This window comes from Streptomyces asoensis (assembly GCF_013085465.1).
Lineage (GTDB): Bacteria > Actinomycetota > Actinomycetes > Streptomycetales > Streptomycetaceae > Streptomyces > Streptomyces cacaoi_A.
The window spans coordinates 3,579,819-3,597,573 of the sequence record NZ_CP049838.1 but is presented as its reverse complement, the minus strand read 5'-3'; the positions used below and the strand labels follow the sequence as shown (position 1 = coordinate 3,597,573).

Annotated in this window: 15 protein-coding genes; 13 read left to right on the top strand and 2 right to left on the bottom strand. The window is 69.9% G+C overall.

Features of this window, described 5'->3' with window-relative positions:
- The first annotated feature begins 44 nt into the window (after window positions 1–44).
- The 4 genes from G9272_RS16065 (at window position 45) to G9272_RS16050 (ending at window position 6,655) form a co-directional block, all read left to right on the top strand.
- The gene (locus G9272_RS16065; protein WP_253267826.1) at window positions 45–1,247 is read left to right on the top strand and encodes a hypothetical protein; all 1,203 of its coding nucleotides are present in this window, start codon (window positions 45–47) and stop codon (window positions 1,245–1,247) included.
- Window positions 1,248–1,495: 248 nt separating this feature from the next.
- A complete protein-coding gene (locus G9272_RS16060; protein ID WP_171397215.1) occupies window positions 1,496–2,995 on the top strand; it encodes a bifunctional cytidylyltransferase/SDR family oxidoreductase in 1,500 nt (499 codons plus the stop codon).
- A 157-nt stretch (window positions 2,996–3,152) separates the two neighbouring features.
- Window positions 3,153–5,252: a CDP-glycerol glycerophosphotransferase family protein gene (locus G9272_RS16055; RefSeq protein ID WP_253267825.1), complete on the top strand. Its 2,100-nt coding sequence runs from the start codon at window positions 3,153–3,155 to the stop codon at window positions 5,250–5,252.
- 176 nt (window positions 5,253–5,428) lie between these two features.
- Window positions 5,429–6,655: a glycosyltransferase family 2 protein gene (locus G9272_RS16050; RefSeq protein ID WP_171397214.1), complete on the top strand. Its 1,227-nt coding sequence runs from the start codon at window positions 5,429–5,431 to the stop codon at window positions 6,653–6,655.
- Between the two features lie 67 nt (window positions 6,656–6,722).
- Here the strand turns inward: G9272_RS16050 and G9272_RS16045 are convergent, their stop codons facing one another.
- Window positions 6,723–8,123 carry a polysaccharide pyruvyl transferase family protein gene (locus G9272_RS16045; RefSeq protein ID WP_171397213.1) on the bottom strand — a complete coding sequence of 467 codons (1,401 nt, stop codon included), beginning with the start codon at window positions 8,121–8,123 and terminating at the stop codon, window positions 6,723–6,725.
- Between the two features lie 238 nt (window positions 8,124–8,361).
- On the opposite strand from G9272_RS16045, the gene proB reads away from it, so the two are divergent.
- The 5 genes from proB to G9272_RS16020 all read left to right on the top strand — a co-directional run bounded on the left by proB (window position 8,362) and on the right by G9272_RS16020 (window position 13,339).
- The gene (proB, locus tag G9272_RS16040; protein ID WP_171402013.1) at window positions 8,362–9,468 is read left to right on the top strand and encodes a glutamate 5-kinase; all 1,107 of its coding nucleotides are present in this window, start codon (window positions 8,362–8,364) and stop codon (window positions 9,466–9,468) included.
- 123 nt (window positions 9,469–9,591) lie between these two features.
- On the top strand, window positions 9,592–10,149 hold the full coding sequence (locus G9272_RS16035; RefSeq protein WP_253267824.1) for a hypothetical protein: 558 nt from the start codon (window positions 9,592–9,594) through the stop codon (window positions 10,147–10,149).
- 96 nt (window positions 10,150–10,245) lie between these two features.
- Window positions 10,246–11,532 (top strand): glutamate-5-semialdehyde dehydrogenase, encoded by a 1,287-nt coding sequence (locus tag G9272_RS16030; RefSeq protein WP_171397212.1) that lies wholly within the window; start codon window positions 10,246–10,248, stop codon window positions 11,530–11,532.
- Window positions 11,533–11,599: 67 nt separating this feature from the next.
- Window positions 11,600–12,202: a hypothetical protein gene (locus G9272_RS16025; protein WP_171397211.1), complete on the top strand. Its 603-nt coding sequence runs from the start codon at window positions 11,600–11,602 to the stop codon at window positions 12,200–12,202.
- Window positions 12,203–12,268: 66 nt separating this feature from the next.
- Window positions 12,269–13,339: a hypothetical protein gene (locus G9272_RS16020; RefSeq protein ID WP_171397210.1), complete on the top strand. Its 1,071-nt coding sequence runs from the start codon at window positions 12,269–12,271 to the stop codon at window positions 13,337–13,339.
- Between the two features lie 28 nt (window positions 13,340–13,367).
- On the opposite strand, the gene G9272_RS16015 is transcribed toward G9272_RS16020, so the two are convergent.
- The gene (locus tag G9272_RS16015) at window positions 13,368–14,519 is read right to left on the bottom strand and encodes a M48 family metallopeptidase (RefSeq protein WP_171402011.1); all 1,152 of its coding nucleotides are present in this window, start codon (window positions 14,517–14,519) and stop codon (window positions 13,368–13,370) included.
- A 155-nt stretch (window positions 14,520–14,674) separates the two neighbouring features.
- Here G9272_RS16015 and G9272_RS16010 point away from each other — a divergent pair, with 155 nt between their 5' ends.
- The 4 genes from G9272_RS16010 to G9272_RS15995 all read left to right on the top strand — a co-directional run bounded on the left by G9272_RS16010 (window position 14,675) and on the right by G9272_RS15995 (window position 17,732).
- Window positions 14,675–14,836 carry a hypothetical protein gene (locus G9272_RS16010; RefSeq protein ID WP_020127786.1) on the top strand — a complete coding sequence of 54 codons (162 nt, stop codon included), beginning with the start codon at window positions 14,675–14,677 and terminating at the stop codon, window positions 14,834–14,836.
- Window positions 14,837–14,943: 107 nt separating this feature from the next.
- Window positions 14,944–15,108, top strand: a complete 165-nt coding sequence (locus G9272_RS16005; RefSeq protein ID WP_020127785.1) for a hypothetical protein — start codon at window positions 14,944–14,946, stop codon at window positions 15,106–15,108.
- 97 nt (window positions 15,109–15,205) lie between these two features.
- On the top strand, window positions 15,206–15,832 hold the full coding sequence (gene nadD / locus G9272_RS16000) for a nicotinate-nucleotide adenylyltransferase (protein WP_171397209.1): 627 nt from the start codon (window positions 15,206–15,208) through the stop codon (window positions 15,830–15,832).
- 16 nt (window positions 15,833–15,848) lie between these two features.
- Window positions 15,849–17,732 carry an LCP family protein gene (locus tag G9272_RS15995; protein WP_171397208.1) on the top strand — a complete coding sequence of 628 codons (1,884 nt, stop codon included), beginning with the start codon at window positions 15,849–15,851 and terminating at the stop codon, window positions 17,730–17,732.
- The last annotated feature ends 23 nt before the right edge of the window (window positions 17,733–17,755 follow it).

The following is a 17,755-nucleotide window of genomic DNA, read 5'->3' as shown; positions in this document are numbered from 1 at the left end:
CCTCTCAGCGTCCCCTAAGGAACCCCTCTTACCGTCTTCTGACCATGGAGACGGACTGTACGAACCCCACGGACTGTACGAGTGACGGCGCCCCGGCCCTCGTGAAACCCACCCCGCTGCCCGCCGGCACCCGCCTGCTGCACATAGGGCCGCACAAGACCGGGACCACCTCGATCCAGGGCGCCCTCTTCGCGGCGAAGGAGAAGCTGCCGGCGTACGGCGTCGCGTACCCGGCGCAGAGCAGACACCCCATGCAGGCCGTGCTGGCGGCCTGCTCCCGGACCGGGATGATCGGCGACGCCACGCCCACCGAGCGGCACTGGACGCGGCTCGTGGACCAGGTGCACGCCACCGGCCGCCGCACCTCCGTGATCAGCAGCGAGTTCTTCGCCGACGCCCCGGACGACGCGACCGCCGGGCGGATCGTCGAGCAGCTCGGCGGAGAGTCGGTGCAGGTGCTGGTCACCCTGCGCCCACTGGTGAGGATCATGCCCTCGCAGTGGCAGCAGTACGTGCAGAACGGCCTGCGCATGGGCTACGAGGAGTGGCTGGAGCACATGCTCCGCAAGGCCCCCTACGAGAAGCCCAACCCCAGTTTCTGGCGTCGGCACCGGCACGACCGGCTGGTCGAGCGGTGGGTGCGGGCGGTCGGGGCCGAGCGGGTCACCGTCGTCGTGGTGGACGACCGGGACCGGGGCGGGCTGATGCGCACCTTCGAGGGGCTGCTCGGACTGCCCGCGAATCTCCTTCAGCCCGTTCCGGACACGGCGAATCGCTCTCTCACCCTCGCCGAGACCGAAATGCTGCGCAACCTCAACAAGGAATTTCGCGGTAATGGTCTCCCCGACGAGCTCTATTCCCTACTGGTTCGTAACGGCGCGGTCATGCATATGAAGAACACGTGCAGTCCCACCTCACAGGACGTGAGGATCTCCACACCCGACTGGGCCGTCCGGGCGGCCACCGGGATCGGCGCCGAGATGGCCGACCGGATCGAACGGACGGGAGTACGGGTGATCGGTGACCCGGCCCTGCTGTCCGCTGTGCCGAAGCCCGCCGTGCAGGTGCAACGGCCGGCGGAGGCCCGGATCGCTCCCGAGGTGGCCGCTCAGGCCCTGTACGGGGCACTCGCCGCGCTGGCCGCGGCGCCCGGCGGGACCTCGGCGCGCGCGGTGCACCAGACCTCGTCGAAGGAGCTCGTGCGGGTTCTCGGGCACCGTTGTCTCAAGCGGCTGCGGCGGCACTGACGCCGTTCGGCGCCGCTCTTGTCCGTGTCACTCCGTCACTCTCGGCAATGACATACTTCTTGTGGAGTAACTCACAGGATTTCCCGGGACCATCCAGGGAAGCCGCGTCGGTGTCTAGGCAATCGTCGGCGACGCAAGGTGAATGCCAGGTTGCGTGCACATTTGCAGCGAACGGCGCTCACCTTGCATCGCGGTAACCGCAAGTGGGACCATTTCCCCGTTCCCTGTCGCCCCAAGGTAGGTCCTCTGTGTCCCAGCACATAGCCAAGCCCCGTACCACCGCAGTGATCCTGGCCGGTGGCACCGGTCAGCGGGTGGGTCTGTCGATCCCCAAGCAGCTGCTGAAGATCGCCGGCAAGGCAGTCATCGAGCACACCCTGACCACCTTCGAGAAGGCCGACTCGGTCGACGAGATCATCGTGCTGATGGCACCGGGCTATGTGCCGGACATCGAGAAGATCGTGTCCAAGGCCGGTTTCAAGAAGGTCCGGAAGATCATCGAGGGCGGCTCCACGCGGAACGAGACCACCGAGCGCGCCATCGCGGCCCTGGGCGAGGGGCTGGCCGACGGCGAGGACCTCAACGTCCTGTTCCACGACGCCGTGCGCCCCCTGCTCTCGCAGCGGGTCATCGACGACTGCGTCACGGCGCTGGAGCGCTACCAGGCGGTCGACGTCGCCATCCCGTCCGCGGACACCATCATCGTCACGCGCACGCACGGCGAGGACGGCGAGTTCATCACCGAGATCCCGGACCGCTCCCGGCTGCGCCGCGGTCAGACCCCGCAGGCGTTCAAGCTGTCCACCATCCGCCGGGCCTACGAGGTGGCGGCGGGCGACCCCAATTTCCAGGCCACCGACGACTGCACCGTCGTGCTGCGCTATCTGCCGGACGTGCCGATCCACGTCGTGGCGGGTGACGAGTACAACATGAAGGTGACCCAGCCCGTCGACGTCTTCATCGCCGACAAGCTCTTCCAGCTGGCCTCCTCCGCCACCCCGGAGCAGAACGGCGAGGAGGTCTACCGCGAGCTCCTCACCGGCAGGACCATGGTCGTCTTCGGCGGCTCCTACGGCATCGGCAAGGACATCGCCGAGCTCGCCGAGTCCTACGGCGCCACGGTCTATGCCCTGGGCCGCTCCACCACCGGCACGCACGTGGAGAACCCGGAGGAGGTCGACGACGCCCTGTCCAAGGCGTACAGCGAGACCGGGCGCATCGACTACGTCGTCAACACGGCGGGTGTGCTGCGCATCGGCAAGCTGGCCGAGACCGACAACGCGACCATCGAGGAAGCGCTGAAAGTCAACTACCTGGCACCGGTGCAGATCGCACGTTCGGCGTACAAGTACCTGGCGGAAACGAAGGGGCAGCTGCTGCTGTACACCTCCAGCAGTTACACCCGGGGGCGTGCCGAGTACAGCCTGTACTCCTCGACCAAGGCGGCCATGGTGAATCTCACTCAGGCGCTCTCCGACGAGTGGGCCGGTGACGGCATCCGGGTGAATTGCGTCAACCCGGAGCGCACGGCTACGCCCATGCGTACCAAGGCCTTCGGGCAGGAGCCCGCGGGCAGTCTGCTCTCCTCCGAGGCCGTCGCCCGCACCTCGCTCGACGTGCTGCTCTCCGAGCTCACCGGGCATGTGATCGACGTCCGCCAGCAGGACCCGACGGCGGCCGTCGGCCGGGCCTCGGGCTTCGAGCAGGTCCTGGCCGGAGTGCTCGACCGACAGGATGGCATGGCATAATCCAGCGTAAATAGCCATCGAATTTTCAGGCCTTTGTGGCTCCCTGTTCACGGAGAATTCACAGAGGCCTGAATCCGTAAAACTCCCGAAACCTTCACAAAGGATTTTCCGGACTTTTAGTACCTATGACCGGCCCCCTCCCAGAGCAGGTTTCTCCGTGATATCCACCGCTATTCGCGTGGCCCGGGTGGGCAGCGCGGCCGAACTGGCCGCGGCGGTCCTCATGATGCTGGGCTACCCCGGCCTCATGGCGGCCGCGCTCGTTCCGAGCGCCCCCGCCTTCGCCGCCGCGGCCGCCGTGACGTACCTGGCGGACCTCTACCTCCACCGCAAAGGCAGTCGCCTCATCGCCCTCCTGGGCAAGGTGCGGGCAGGTCTGTCCACCCGGTTCCTGGTCCGCGAACTGCTGCTGATCCTGCTGCTGGCGAGACTCGACCTCTCCCAGGAGCCGGTCTTCTACGCGGCGATCGCGTGCTTCACGGTGTTCTTCGGTCTCCAGGCCCCGCACGGCGCGCTGGTCGCCCTGATCGGCAAGCGCCGTCAGATGCCGGTCGTGACCAGGAACGTCGACCTGGCCTCCAGGCTGCGCATACCGGACGCCCCGCCGCGCCGCCTGCTGAGCCGCGCCACCGTGAAGATGCTCCACCTCGACCTCGCGGCCGTGGTGGGTCTCCTCGTCTGCGCGCTCACCGACTCCGAGGCCGCGGGCTTCGCCGGCATCGGAGTCACCCTGGGCCTGGGCGCGCTGTACGTGCTGGTGCTGGTGCCGCATCTGCGGGCTAAGCGGCTGCCGCCGAAGGCCGACAAGGTGCTCGGCACGGTCAGCGCCTGGCTGCGCGAGTACCGGCCGCAGACGGTGCTGTACTTCTCCGGCTCCGACGACTCCGCCTACCAGGTCAACATGTGGCTGGAGACCATGGAGCAGATGGAGTCCCGGCCCCTGGTCATCCTGCGTGAGCGCACCGTCCTGGAGAAGATGGCGCCCACCTCGGTCCCTGTCGTCTGCGTGCCCGGGGGGGTGCACCTGATGAACATGGACCTGTCCATGGTGCGGGTCGCGTTGTACTGCGCGAACGTCGGCAAGAACATCCACCTGCTGCGGGTGCCGACCATGAAGCACGTCTTCATCGGCCACGGCGACAGCGACAAGCTCGCCAGCGTCAACCCGTTCAGCAAGGTCTACGACGAGGTGTGGACCGCCGGCCGCGCGGGCCGCGACCGCTACGCCATCGCCGACGTCGGCATCCGCGACGAGGACATCGTGGAGGTCGGCCGCCCGCAGCTGGCGCCGATCAGGACCTCGGAGGGCACACCCGCGGGTCGTATCGCGACGGTGCTGTACGCGCCCACCTGGGAGGGCTGGGACGACAACCCGGGCAACACCTCGCTCCTGCTGGCCGGCGAGAACATCGTGAAGAAGCTGATCGCGGCCGATCCCCCGGTCCGCGTCCTGTACAAGCCGCACCCCTTCACCGGCACCCGCAGCGCCAAGGCGGGCGCCGCGCACCGGCGGATCACCGCCCTGATCAAGAAGGCCGCCGCCCAGCGCGTGGGCGACCCCCGCTTCACCGCGGACCCGGCGGCCGAGGCCAAGGCCAAGGCGGAACTGACCCGCCTCAAGGCCCGGCTGGACGGCCTCTCCCTCGCGTTCGACGAGCGCGCCGACGAGGCCGTGACGAGCCGTGACGGCATCGTCGACGTCCGCAAGCACGAGGAGGCCGCCCGGCTGCGCGCCGAGTGGAACGAGACCTACTGGCGCTCCTTCCCCTCCTTCGAGCACCGGGTGATCACCGGCGCCGGACCCCGCCTGTACGACTGCTTCAACGCCTCCGAGGCGATGGTCTCGGACATCTCCAGCGTGGTCTCCGACTTCATCGCGAGCGGCAAACCGTATGCAGTCGCGGACTCCGCCGAGCTGGGCGCCGAGGAGTTCAGGCGGCAGAACACCGCCGTGCGCGCGGCGGTGATCCTCAGCAACAGCGCCGCCGAGCTGGACCAGCTGCTGGACGCGGTCCGCGCCCCGGCCGCCGATCCGCTGGCCAAGGACCGCAAGGAACTCAAGGAGTACCTGCTCGGACCCGACGAGCCCACCTCGCTCGAACAGTTCGACACCGCGGTCACCGACCTCGCGCTGAAGGCCGAGGCACGCAACGTCGGCCAGGAGTCGCACGCCGCCGCGGCGGACAACGCGGTCGGCGCCGCGCCGGACGACGCGACGGAACTGCCCAAGGATGCCAAGGGCGTTACGGCTGGCTGACGCCCGTATTTCCTGAGGCCGGGCCCCCGGAGAGTTCTCTCCGGGGGCCCGGCCTCTTGCGCGTTCTGTGATGTGGGACACGTACCGAAACCTAGGCAACCCACCCCGTTCATCCATCGTCTACCGGGTATCCAAAGTGTTCATATGAGGGAACCGGTGCGTGATGAGAGGGAAAAGTGACCACTGCGCAGCCTGACGTCACGGTGGTCATCGGGGCGTACGAAGCGATGCCGTACCTGGTCGAGTGCCTGGCATCGGTCGAGGCACAGACCCTGGACGCGGCGCGCCTGGAGGTCATAGCCGTGGACGACGGTTCCCAGGACGGCACCGGGGAGTACCTGGAGGAGTTCGCCGCCCGCGTGCCCATGGCCGTCACCGTGATCCGCCAGGAGAACTCCGGCGGCCCCAGCGGCCCGCGCAACGTCGGCCTCTCCAAGGCCACCGGGCGCTATGTCTTCTTCCTCGACGCCGACGACCGGCTCGGCGCCGAGGCCCTGGAACGCATGGTGGCCATAGCCGACCGCAACGGCACGGACGTGGTCCTCGGCCGGGTCGAGGGCATCAACCGCAAGCCGCCGAAGTCGATGTGGGGCGAGACCCTCGACCGTACGGACGTCTACTCCTCCAACATAAAGTTCACCCTCAGCGCGCAGAAGCTGTTCCGCCGGGAGTTCCTGGAGCGCCACGGCATGCGCTTCGACGAGTCGCTGTGGACCGGCGAGGACGCCCTGTTCACGATGGAGGCCTATCTGCGGGCCGACGGCGTCTCCGTGGTCGCCGACTACACCTGCTACTACCTGGTGGGCCGCACCGACGGCAAGCATGTGACGAAGAGCGGGAGTTACACCCTGCGCTTCGACTCCGCGCGCGCCCTGATGGGCCTGCTGGAGCGGCTCGTCCCGCCCGGCGCCAAGCGGGACGTGCTCATGGTCCGCCCCTTCCTCGTCACCGTGCTGCCGCAGTTCGGGCCCGTCTTCCTCAGGAACGACGAGGAGATCCGGCGCACCAAGATGGAGCTGGCCAAGCCGCTGATGGACGCCTACTGGAACGAGGGCGTCGCCCAGCGGCTCCGGGTCCACGAGCGGCTGCGCCTGGAGCTGGTGGCCCGGCAGCGCTCCGAACTCCTCGTGGACGTCCTCGAGTTCATCAAGGCCAAGAGCGAACCGGCTCCGGTCCTGAAGAAGCGCAACACCCAGCTCTACCTGGCCTATCCGCACTACGGCTCCCGCACGGCCGGCCTGCCCGACCGGATCTACCTGGCCGAGCCCCGCGAGGCGAAGGACTTCCCGGGCTGGCGCAAGGACCCGACCGAAACCTTCTTCCGCGGCTTCAGCCGCAAGGTCCGCCGCAGGCTCCGCCGACTCCGGCGCCCGATGCGACCGGGCGGCACGGCGGCCGCGTGAGCCCGCGTGCGGTGCCTCCCGGCGGTGCCGCCCGGCCGTGGTGTCGCCCGGTGGTGCTCGGCGGGGCCTACTTGCCCGGCTTCAGCGCGCGACGCAGCGGGCCGCCCACCACGCGCTTCGCGCGACGGTAGATCGACGGGGCGGGGATGACCGCGGCGGCCTTGGCCGCGGCCTTCGCGCCGGGCCGGTGCTTCGCCAGGTCCCGCTTCAACTGGGCGTTGTGGGAGTCCAGTTCGGCGATCTGCTGCTGGAGCCAGCCGAACCGGCTGGTCAGCGCGGCGGGGTCGGTGTCGTTCCAGGGGCGCACGCCCGCCGGGAAGGGCAGCGAGCGCAGCTTCTTGTCGAAGGCCACGCCACCGTCACCGTGGGTGAAGGTGTTGGACAGCCCGTTCTTGTCCAGGAACGCGGTGAACCGGTCGAAGCGCTCCTTGTGGTTGCCCGTGAGCGCGCTGAAGTCGGCCTCCTCGTACAGGTCGGCCGGGTCGAGGTCCGCGGGCACCTCACTGAGCAGGCGGTGCGGTATCTCGAAGTAGCGGCACAGCTCCAGCGTGCGCGAGTCGAAGGCCAGCACGGTCGCGGGCGTGCCCGCCAGCAGCGCCGCGATGTTGCCGTGGATACGCCCGCCGAAGGAGAAGTCGTACTCCTTGAGGTCGTCGATCCAGGTGACCGGGTCGACGTACACCCGGACCTTGTCCTCCCGGTACATCGGGTGGTCGGGGTGCGTCGGCATCTGCGTCATCCGGCCGGCCGGCGAGTTCACGTCCCGCCAGTGCAGCTGCCGCGCGTCGGTGAGGTTCTGGCCTATGTAGCGCAGGTTCGGGTAGTGCGCGTGGGTGCGGGTGATGATCCGGTGCAGGCCCCCGGTGCGCACCGCGGTGTGCGATCCGTTGACCGCGATCCGCGAGTCCGCGGTCAGTCCCGCCGCCCGCTTCTCCACCGGGAGCCGGTCGCCGTGCAGGAACATCGAGGGGCAGCCGATGACCTCGACGTCCCGGAAGCCCATGTCGGTGAGGTACTTCTCGGTGAACTCGCCGCGCACGCCTATGGAGGCGCTGTGCTCCAGCACCGCCGAGCAGAACGCCCGCACGGTCGGTTCCATGGCCTTCAGCCGTGTCGGGTCCTGGTCCAGGGCGGCCTGCGCGCCGACGCCCATCACCACGACCGGGATCTTCAGCTTCCCGATGAGCCTGGTCAGCCGCTGGAGCGGCTGCTCGAAGGACGGCCGGAAGGCGTTGGCGAGGGGTATGACGAAGGCGTCGTACTCCTCGTTGATCCGGGCCGCCGCGTTCACATCGGTCCGCATGCCGTTCGAGACGACCTCGGTGTCCGGCGTGGTGAGGATCTTGTGTGCGGCATCGCTGAAGATCAGGTTGCCGGAGTTGGTGGCTATCACGTCGCGATGGAGGGCTTCCTCGACGGGGACGACGTCGAAGGGGCTCTTCCCCGATCTCAGGAGTATGCGCTTCACAGTGCGAACTGTAGGTGACACAAACTTCAAAATAAATTTGTGTTCTCTTCAAATCGTATGGGGAACGCGTGCAACCTTTTTGCCGTACGCAAAGAGTGAGCAAACGGCTACGGCGGCGGCCCTGTCCGCGCAGTGAAACCCTGCGCGCCCTCCGCTACCGTTCCCGTAGATTTGCCAGGTGGGCAGCGGTTGACCTATCTGAGGGGCGAACAACAAGGTGGCAGGGGCAAGGCAGGCCGTGGGCGAGGCCCGCAGGATCGTCGTCAAGGTCGGCTCCTCGTCGCTGACCACCGCCTCCGGCGGGCTCGACGCCGACCGGGTCGACGCGCTCGTCGACGTCCTCGCCAAGAGCCGCAGCGGGGGCGAGAAAGAGATCGTTCTCGTCTCCTCGGGTGCCATCGCCGCCGGTCTCGCCCCGCTGGGCCTGCGCCGTCGCCCCAGGGACCTCGCCCGCCAGCAGGCCGCGGCGAGCGTCGGCCAGGGCCTGCTCGTCGCCCGCTACACAGCCTCCTTCGCCCGTTACGCCGTCCGTGTCGGCCAGGTGCTGCTGACGAGTGACGACATGAGCAGGCGCGCCCACCACCGCAACGCCTCCCGCACTCTCGACGAGCTGCTCGCGATGGGCGCCTTCCCGATCGTCAACGAGAACGACACGGTGGCCACCGACGAGATCCGCTTCGGCGACAACGACCGGCTCGCCGCCCTCGTCGCCCACCTCGTCCACGCCGACCTGTTGATCCTGCTGTCCGACGTCGACGGCGTGTACGACGGCGACCCCACCAGGCCGGGCACCTCACGGATCGCCGAGGTGCGGGGCCCCGCGGACCTCGCGCACGTCGAGATCGGCAGCACCGGCAAGGCGGGCGTCGGCACCGGCGGCATGGTCACCAAGGTCGAGGCCGCCCGGATCGCGGCCGCCGCCGGCATCCCCGTCGTCCTCACCAGCGCCGTCCACGCGGCCGACGCCTTCACCGGCGGGGACACCGGCACCTACTTCCACGCCACCGGCAAGCGCTCCGCCGACCGGCTGCTGTGGCTCCAGCACGCCTCCACCCCGCAGGGCTCGCTGACCCTGGACGACGGGGCGGTGCGCGCGGTCGTCGAGCGGCGCACCTCGCTGCTGCCGGCCGGGATCGCCGCCGTCGAGGGCGAGTTCAGCGCGGGCGACCCCGTCGAACTGCGCGACACCCGGGGGCGCGCGGTGGCCCGCGGCCTCGTCAACTTCGACGCCAAGGAGATTCCCCAGCTGATCGGCCGGTCGACCAGGGAACTGGCGCGGGAGCTGGGCGCGGAGTACGAGCGCGAGGTCGTCCACCGGGACGACCTGGTGATCCTGCACCCGTAAACCCGCTCGAACGGTCCGTACCGGTGGGGGACGTTCCGTGAAACCGCCCCGCGGAGCCGTGCGGCCTGCTCAACTTTGTACCAGGGACAGATTCCGCACGAGCGCTGCGTAAAGGAGGCCGTCGTGAGACGAGTGCGCCCTGGGGTGGCAGCGGCCCGTGGGAGTACCGGCGAAACCGGTTCGGCGGCGTCGCGTACGGCCGGTCCGGCGTCGTCACGCGCCGCGGCTCCGGCGCCCACGCGCGCGCCCGGCGAGGAGCGCGCCCTGACCAGCGTGGCGGCGGGCGACCGGTACCTGGCCCAGGAGGGTGCCGAGTCGAAGGGCGGGCAGCCCGTGGACGTCCCCCGGCTGTGGCATGTCACCCTCAGCGTCTCCGGTGAAGAGGCCCCGCTGAAGGAGGTCCGGCGGGCCCTCGAACAGCTCGCCCACGACCATCCCTTCCTCCTGACCAGCAGATACGCGGGCGACCACGCCGAGATCCGGTACTGGGAGGAGGCCCGCGACCTGCATGACGCGGCCGCCGTCGCCCTGCGGCTGTGGGGGGAGCACCGCCAGACCGCCGGGCTGCCCCCCTGGGAGATCGTCGGCCTGGAGGTTATCGACCGCCAGACCTACCACCAGCGCATCGCGGAGGGCTACGGACCGGCCCCGGCGACCCCGGTTGGCGTCCACCCGTACTGACACTCCCGCCGACGGGCCTCGGGGGTGTCCTCGCGGCACATCTCGGGGTGTGGAACGAACGGTGGACCGGCCCGCGCGGCGCACTACCCTTCCCTTATGACCACGCTCTCGCCGTACGACTCCATGTCCCCGGTCACCCGCGCCGCCTACCGCGCCAAGGCGGCCGCCGCCGACCTCGCGCCGCTGCCCCGGGCCGCCAAGGACGACGCGCTGCTCGCCATCGCGGACGCGCTGGAGGTCCGTACGAGCGAAATCGTCGAGGCCAACGCCAAGGACATCGCCAAGGCCCGTGAGGCGGGCACCAGCGAGGCGATCGTGGACCGGCTGACCCTCACCCCGGAGCGGGTACGGGCCATCGCCTCGGACGTCCGGGACGTCGTCGCGCTGCCCGACCCGGTCGGCGAGGTCGTCCGCGGTTCCACCCTCCCCAACGGCATCGACCTGCGCCAGGTCCGCGTCCCGCTCGGCGTCGTCGGCATCATCTACGAGGCCCGCCCGAACGTCACCGTGGACGCCGCCGCCCTCTGCCTGAAGGCCGGCAACGCGGTCCTGCTGCGCGGCTCGTCCTCCGCCTACGAGTCGAACACCGCTCTCGTCCGGGTGATCCGCGACGCCGTCGGCGGGGCCGGGCTGCCCGCCGACGCCGTGCAGCTGGTGCCCGGCGAGGGCCGCGACAGCGTGCGCGAGCTGATGCGGGCCCGCGGCCTGGTCGACGTCCTCATCCCGCGCGGCGGCGCCTCGCTCATCCGGACCGTGGTCACGGAGTCCACCGTCCCGGTCATCGAGACCGGCACCGGCAACTGCCACGTCTACGTCGACGCCCACGCCGACCTCGACATGGCGATCGACATCCTGATCAACTCCAAGGCGCACCGGGTCAGCGTCTGCAACGCCGCCGAGACCCTCCTGGTCCACCAGGACATCGCCCCCCGGTTCCTGCCGCGCGCCCTCGACGCCCTCGCGGAGGCGGGTGTCACCGTGCACGCCGACGAGCGCGTGCTGGCCTATGCCAAGGACTCGAAGGCGACCGTGGTCGAGGCCACGCCCGAGGACTGGGAGACGGAGTACCTCTCCTACGACATCGCCGCCGCCGTCGTCGACTCGCTGGACCGGGCCGTCGAGCACATCCGGCTGTGGACCTCCGGCCACACCGAGGCCATCGTCACCACCTCGCAGCAGGCCGCCCGCCGTTTCACCCAGTTGGTCGACTCCACCACGGTGGCCGTGAACGCCTCCACCCGCTTCACCGACGGCGGCCAGTTCGGCTTCGGCGCGGAGATCGGCATCTCCACCCAGAAGCTGCACGCCCGGGGTCCGATGGGCCTCCCGGAGCTGACCAGTACCAAGTACATCGTCACGGGCGACGGGCACGTACGGCGCTGAAACCCCCTACGGGGCATCGTGAGAGGCATCTCATCCGGCGGATGAATTTCCCTACCGACTGCCCAAATTGACCCCCCAGGTCTACTCTGGATTTGTGCCGGAGGACGTGGGGGGTACGCCGTTCCCTGACGGCTGGGAGCCCGACGACGACCACGACCGCGGGGTGTCGGACGAAGAGTTCGCCTCCGTGGTCTTCGACGAGGCATTTGTCAAGGCGGCCGTGGTGCACGAGCCGACCGCCGTCGAACGCCTCCTGGCCGCCGCGGAGGCGAGAGCCGAGGCCGAGGCCCGCCGGGCCCGCGCCCGAGGCGACCGCTACGACGACGCCTACGGTTCCGAAGGACCCGGCGATTTCGGCCATGATCCCGATCTCGACGATCCGGACGACGCCGACCTCCCCGAAGCGTGGGAACGCCGCTACGGCGTCCCCGGGGCCCACGGCAGGCAGGTCCGCTGGCATCGCCCCGTCGCCTGGATGCTCGCCCTCGTCATGGGCGTCGGCATGGTCGCGCTGGCCTTCGCCGCGGTCTACCGGGGCGCCTCCTCGGGCAGCCGGGACCAGCTGCCGTCGCCCGCCACGACCGGTCTCGAACAGGGGAGCGTGCCGCCTCCCTCGGCATCCGCCGACTACTCCCAGCCACCTGTCTCGGCGGTTCCGCGCACGCCCTGAGCGCCTGTCAGAAGTTGTCGTACGGCAGGGCGTTTACCTGGGGTCCGCGCGACCTACTCTGAAAGTATGGCCGGGCCTGGAGACCCACCGGAGGGGACACCCGAGGGCACTCCCGGAGGTGGAGAGGACGAGTACCGATCCGTCGTCTTCGACGAATCGTTCGTCCGTGCTGCCCGCATCCAGGAGTACTCCGCGCAGGAGCGCATGGCCGACCACGCGCCCGCCGTCCGCCGCCGACCGCCCCGGCGCCGGGGCCTGTCGCGGCAGGCACTGATCCTGGTCATGCTGATCGCCGTCGCCTTCGGGACCGCCGTCTACATGGGCGTACGCAACCCCTACCAGAGCCCCGTGGCGCGCCGGTCCGTCGAGCCCCTGCGGATGACCGTCATCCCGCTCTCCCCGCAGGGCGTCGTGCCCGGGGCGGCCGACCCCGAGTCGCTGTTCGCGCACAGTCCCGCCGCGCAGTTCCGTGTCGGCGCCGAGGGCATCCCGCTGCCCGCCTCCCGGCGCACCGCGCACTTCTCCGACAGCCAGGTCGTCACCGCCCTGACCGCGGCCAAGGAGTACATCGTGCACTCCTCCCTCTACCCGGAGGTGCTCACCCGGCAGCAGGTCCGGCCCGTGCGGGCCCTGGTCGCCGCCGAGCAGCTCGACCAGTTCGACGAGAGCTTCAGCCACCCGGCCGCCGACGGCAGACACGCGCCGACCGGCTGGCTGGTCCGCTTCGACCCCGCCCAGACCCAGCTGGCCGACAGCAACATCCGCGTCCAGGGCACGCTCCAGGCCGCCGAGACCGACTCCGCGACCCTCGAGGTCACCGCGGACCACACCTTCGTGTACGCGCTGCGGCCGGCCGACGCGGGCGCCGACACCTCGGTCTCCCTCTTCACCGTCCGCCGCGAGCTGCACTTCCGTTTCGACCGCAACGACCTGCGCACCCACCAGGTCCAGCTGATCGTGTCCTACGTCCAGGCCGGCCCGCTGTCCTGTGCAGAGGACTCCACGAACCATCTGCGCCCCCTGCTGGCCGGCCAGACCGCGAAGACGGGCGGCCCGGCCGGCACGGACCCCTACGCGACGGGCGGCGCGACGGCCCTGTGCGGATCGCTCGCGACGAGCGCACAGCCGAAGGTGTGAATCCGCTCAGGGCCGTGCTTCGAATCAGTCAGTTGTCGGTGCGCGGAGGCGTGTCCGTAGGCCCGTCCGAGCCGTCGGACCGGTCCGACCCGTCCGAGCCGTTCCTCGGCGGCTGGTCGTCCGCCGGAGCCGAGCCCGCGAACCCGCCGAAGCCGCGCCGCACCCGGCCGCCCAGGTCGCCGGCCCCGCCCGCGATGTCGCTGACCAGCTTCATCAGCGGGTCCTTGGAGCTCTTGACGCTCGTCGCGTAGTGGCCGGCGGACTCGCGGAAGGAGTCCGTGACCGAGGTGTCCTTGTCCTCGGTGCGCCGGGGGTAGTGGCCGTCCATGATCCGCTGGTGGTCGCGGGACTCGGCCCACTTCTTCAGCTCGGCCGCGCGCACGGTGGTGAAGGGGTGCGTGCGGGGCAGCACGTTGAGGATCTTCAGCACGGAGTCGCGCAGGTCGCCGCCGGCCTCGTACTCCTCGGCCTGCTTCAGGAACGCGTCCACGTTCATCTCGTGCAGGTGGTTGCCGCCGGCGATCTTCATCAGGCCGCGCATCGAGGCCTTCAGGTCCTGGCCGACGAGAAGACCCGCCCGGTCGGCGGACAGCTCCGACTTGCGGAACCACTCGCGCAGCGCCGTGACGATCGCCATGATCGCGAGGTTGCCCAGCGGGATCCACGCGATCCGGATCGCCAGGCTCGTCAGGAACAGCAGGATCGTGCGGTACACGGCGTGCCCGGAGAGGGCGTGGCCCACCTCGTGGCCGACGACCGCGCGCATCTCCTCCTCGTCGAGCAGCTCGACGAGCCCGGTGGTGACCACGATGATCGGCTCGTCCAGACCGATGCACATCGCGTTGGGCTGCGGGTCCTGGGTGACGTACATCGGCGGGACCTTCTCCAGGTCCAGGATGTAACAGGCGTCCCGCAGCATGTCGTTGAGGTGCGCGAACTGCTGGTCGGAGACCCGCACCGAGTCGGACAGGAACATCAGCCGCAGGCTCCGCTCGGGCAACAGCCCGCTCAGCGCCTTGAACACGGTGTCGAAGCCGCTCAGCTTGCGCAGCGCCACCAGGGCGGAGCGGTCGGCCGGGTGCTCGTACGCACGGGAGGAGATTCCCGGGAAGCGCCTGCGCTGCCTGCTGGGCACGCTCTCGTGGCCGGTGCCGTTCTGCTCGTGGCCGTCGTCGGACATGTCTTCCCCCATGTGCGTCTGTGTGGCCGCTACCTGCTGTGTGGCCTCTGCCTGACCCTTTACGGACCCTTGTGCGGCCCTTTGCGCCCCCGAAGCGGATCCCAGCCTAGGCGGAGTTACCGTGGACGGGCACTACACCGAAGGAGTCCCGCCCCATGGAGCACCACCCCGCAGCCGCCTGGCTCACCGAAGCCGCCGGCGCCGCTCAGCAGCAGGGGGCGGGGAATCTGCTCCGCGTCGTACTGGTCGTGATGATCCTGGGCTGTGTGCTCACCGCGTGGTTCCTGCTGCGGGGCTACAAGCGGAAGGACGACTGAGCCGCCGGGAAGGTTCCCCATGGCGGAGTCGGCGTGATCGCCGCGCGGGCGCCCGCTTACCATGGGCCGACATCTTTATCCCGCCCACCGGATAGGTCCTGCCGAAGATGAGCCTTCACAGCACCGCTGCCCAGCTGGTCACCCTCGCCGCCGAGGGCGAGGAGCACGGTGGCAACCACGAGAGCCTCAGCCCGTACATCACCGGCGGCGCGGCTTTCCTCATCCTGCTGCTCCTGCTGTGGATCACCACCCGCTTCAACCGCGACCGCTGAGACACGACGTGTTCACCGACGGGCAGTCCGGCATAGCGGGGCGCTCCGGGCATCCGCCGGCCGGGGCCCCGGAACCGGGCCGGTAGGGTCTGCACGCATGGGAGAGCAGGACATGCCTACCGGCCCGTCGAACCCGGGCAAGCGCCGCCTCGGCGTCATGGGCGGGACATTCGATCCGATCCACCACGGACACCTCGTGGCGGCCAGTGAGGTCGCCGCGCAGTTCCACCTGGACGAGGTCGTGTTCGTCCCGACCGGCCAGCCGTGGCAGAAGAGCCACCGCAGTGTCTCCCCGGCCGAGGACCGCTACCTGATGACGGTCATCGCGACCGCCGAGAACCCGCAGTTCTCGGTGAGCCGCATCGACATCGACCGCGGTGGCCCCACGTACACCGTGGACACACTGCGCGACCTCCGGGCCCTCAACGTCGGGACCGACCTCTTCTTCATCACCGGCGCCGATGCCCTGGGCCAGATCCTGACCTGGCGGGACAGCGAGGAACTGTTCTCCCTCTCGCACTTCATCGGCGTCACCCGGCCGGGACACAACCTCACGGACCCCGGTCTGCCCGAAGGCGGTGTCTCGCTCGTCGAGGTGCCCGCGCTCGCCATCTCCTCCACAGACTGCCGTGCGAGAGTCGCCAAGGGCGACCCCGTCTGGTATCTGGTGCCGGACGGCGTCGTGCGCTACATCGACAAGCGCGAGCTGTACCGCGGCGAGTGAGCCGAGAGGGGTACCGGTGAACGACCGATACGACGCGGGGTACGGGGACGACCAGTACGAGCTCGTCGGCTACGACGAGTTCGGACAGCCCGTCTACCGACAGGTCCCGTCGCAGCAGGTGCCGCAGCAGCCCTACGACCCGTACGGGCAGCAGACGCAGCAGGGGCAGCAGACGCACCAGCCCCAGGGGCAGCAGGGGTACGGCTACGACCCCTACGCCACAGGCGGGCAGCAGCAGACGCCCGCCTACGACCCGTACGACACCGGTCAGCAGCCGCCCACACCCGCGTACGACCCGTACGACACCGGTCAGCAGCCGCCCACACCCGCGTACGACCCGTACGACACCGGCCGGCAGGCTCCCGTCGGCTACGACCCCTACGGCACCGCGACGCAGGCCCCGTACGACCCTTACGGGCAGACCGCCACGAGCGGACAGCAGCCCCGGGTCGAACAGCCCCGCGCCGCCGAGCAGACCGCCTACATCCCGCAGCAGGGCCGTCCGGTCGAGACCGGGGCCGAGGCCGATACCGGCGTCGACGTCGACGGACGGTCCGATGCGGCGGCGGACGGGCGCGGCGCGTCCGGAGCTCCCGGGCGGCCCCAACGGGACTACGAGACCGAGCAGTTCGCGTTCGTGGAGGAGCCCGACGGTGACTCCGAGGACGTCATCGACTGGCTGAACTTCACGGAGAACCGCACCGAGCGCCGTGAGGAGGCCAAGCGCCGCGCCCGCAGCCGCCTCGTCGCTCTCGCCGTGGTCCTGGCGCTGGTCGCGGTCGGCGGAGTGGGCTACCTCTGGTACGCCGGGAAGCTGCCCGGCCTGCCGTCGTCCTCGGACTCCGGCACCGGCACCACGACCGCCACCGCGGCGCAGAAGCGTGACGTGGTCGTCGTCCACCTGCACAACACCACCGGCGGCGGCACCTCCACGGTGCTGCTCGTCGACAACACCACCACCAAGCAGGCCGCCACGGTCCTGCTGCCCAACTCCCTCGTCGTCACGGACGACGACGGCACCACGACGACCCTCGCCAAGTCCGTCGACGACGACGGCTCGGCCGGCACGCGCGACGCGCTGGACACCGTCCTCGGCACCGACATCGAGGGCACCTGGCGGCTCGACACGCCCTACCTCCAGAACCTCGTCGACCTCGTCGGCAACATCGAGGTCGACACCGACGTCACCGTGCCCGACCCGGCCGCCAAGAAGGGCGGGGCACCCCTCGTCAACAAGGGCGAGAACCAGACCCTCAGCGGCAAGACGGCCGTCGCCTACGCCACCTACCGCGCCACGGGCGAGGCCCAGAACGCCCAGCTGGAGCGGTTCGGCCAGGTCATGCAGGGAGTGCTGCGCAAGGTGTCGTCCGACGCGCAGGGCGCCACCGTCACCGTCCAGACCCTGGCGCAGATCCTCGACCCCTCGCTGACCGACAAGGACCTCGGCACCTTCCTGGCCAAGCTCGCGAACCTCGCCAAGGGTGGCGACTACAAGACCGCGCTGCTGCCCGTGCAGACCGACGGCACCCTCAACGCGGAGGCCAGCGCGAGCGTCGTCAAGGACGTCCTCGGCGGCGCCGCGAAGAGCCCCGACAAGGACGCGGCCGTCAGCGTCTCCGTCCAGAACGCCAGCGGCACCAAGGCCAACACCGAGGACGCGCGCGTGGTGCTCCTGAACGGTGGTTTCACCTTCCTGGAGGCCGGCACCCCGTCCAACACGAAGGCCACCTCCCAGGTGCTCTACGCGGACGCCGCAGGCAAGGAGAACGCCACCGAGGTCGCCAAGACCCTGGGGCTGGACGTCGACGCGGTGAAGAAGGGCACGGTCTCCGCGAACGCCGACGTCGCGGTCGTCCTGGGCGAGGACTACCAGCCCTCCTCGGCCGGCACGGCCGACTGAGAGCACGCGCGGGGGCCGGACCG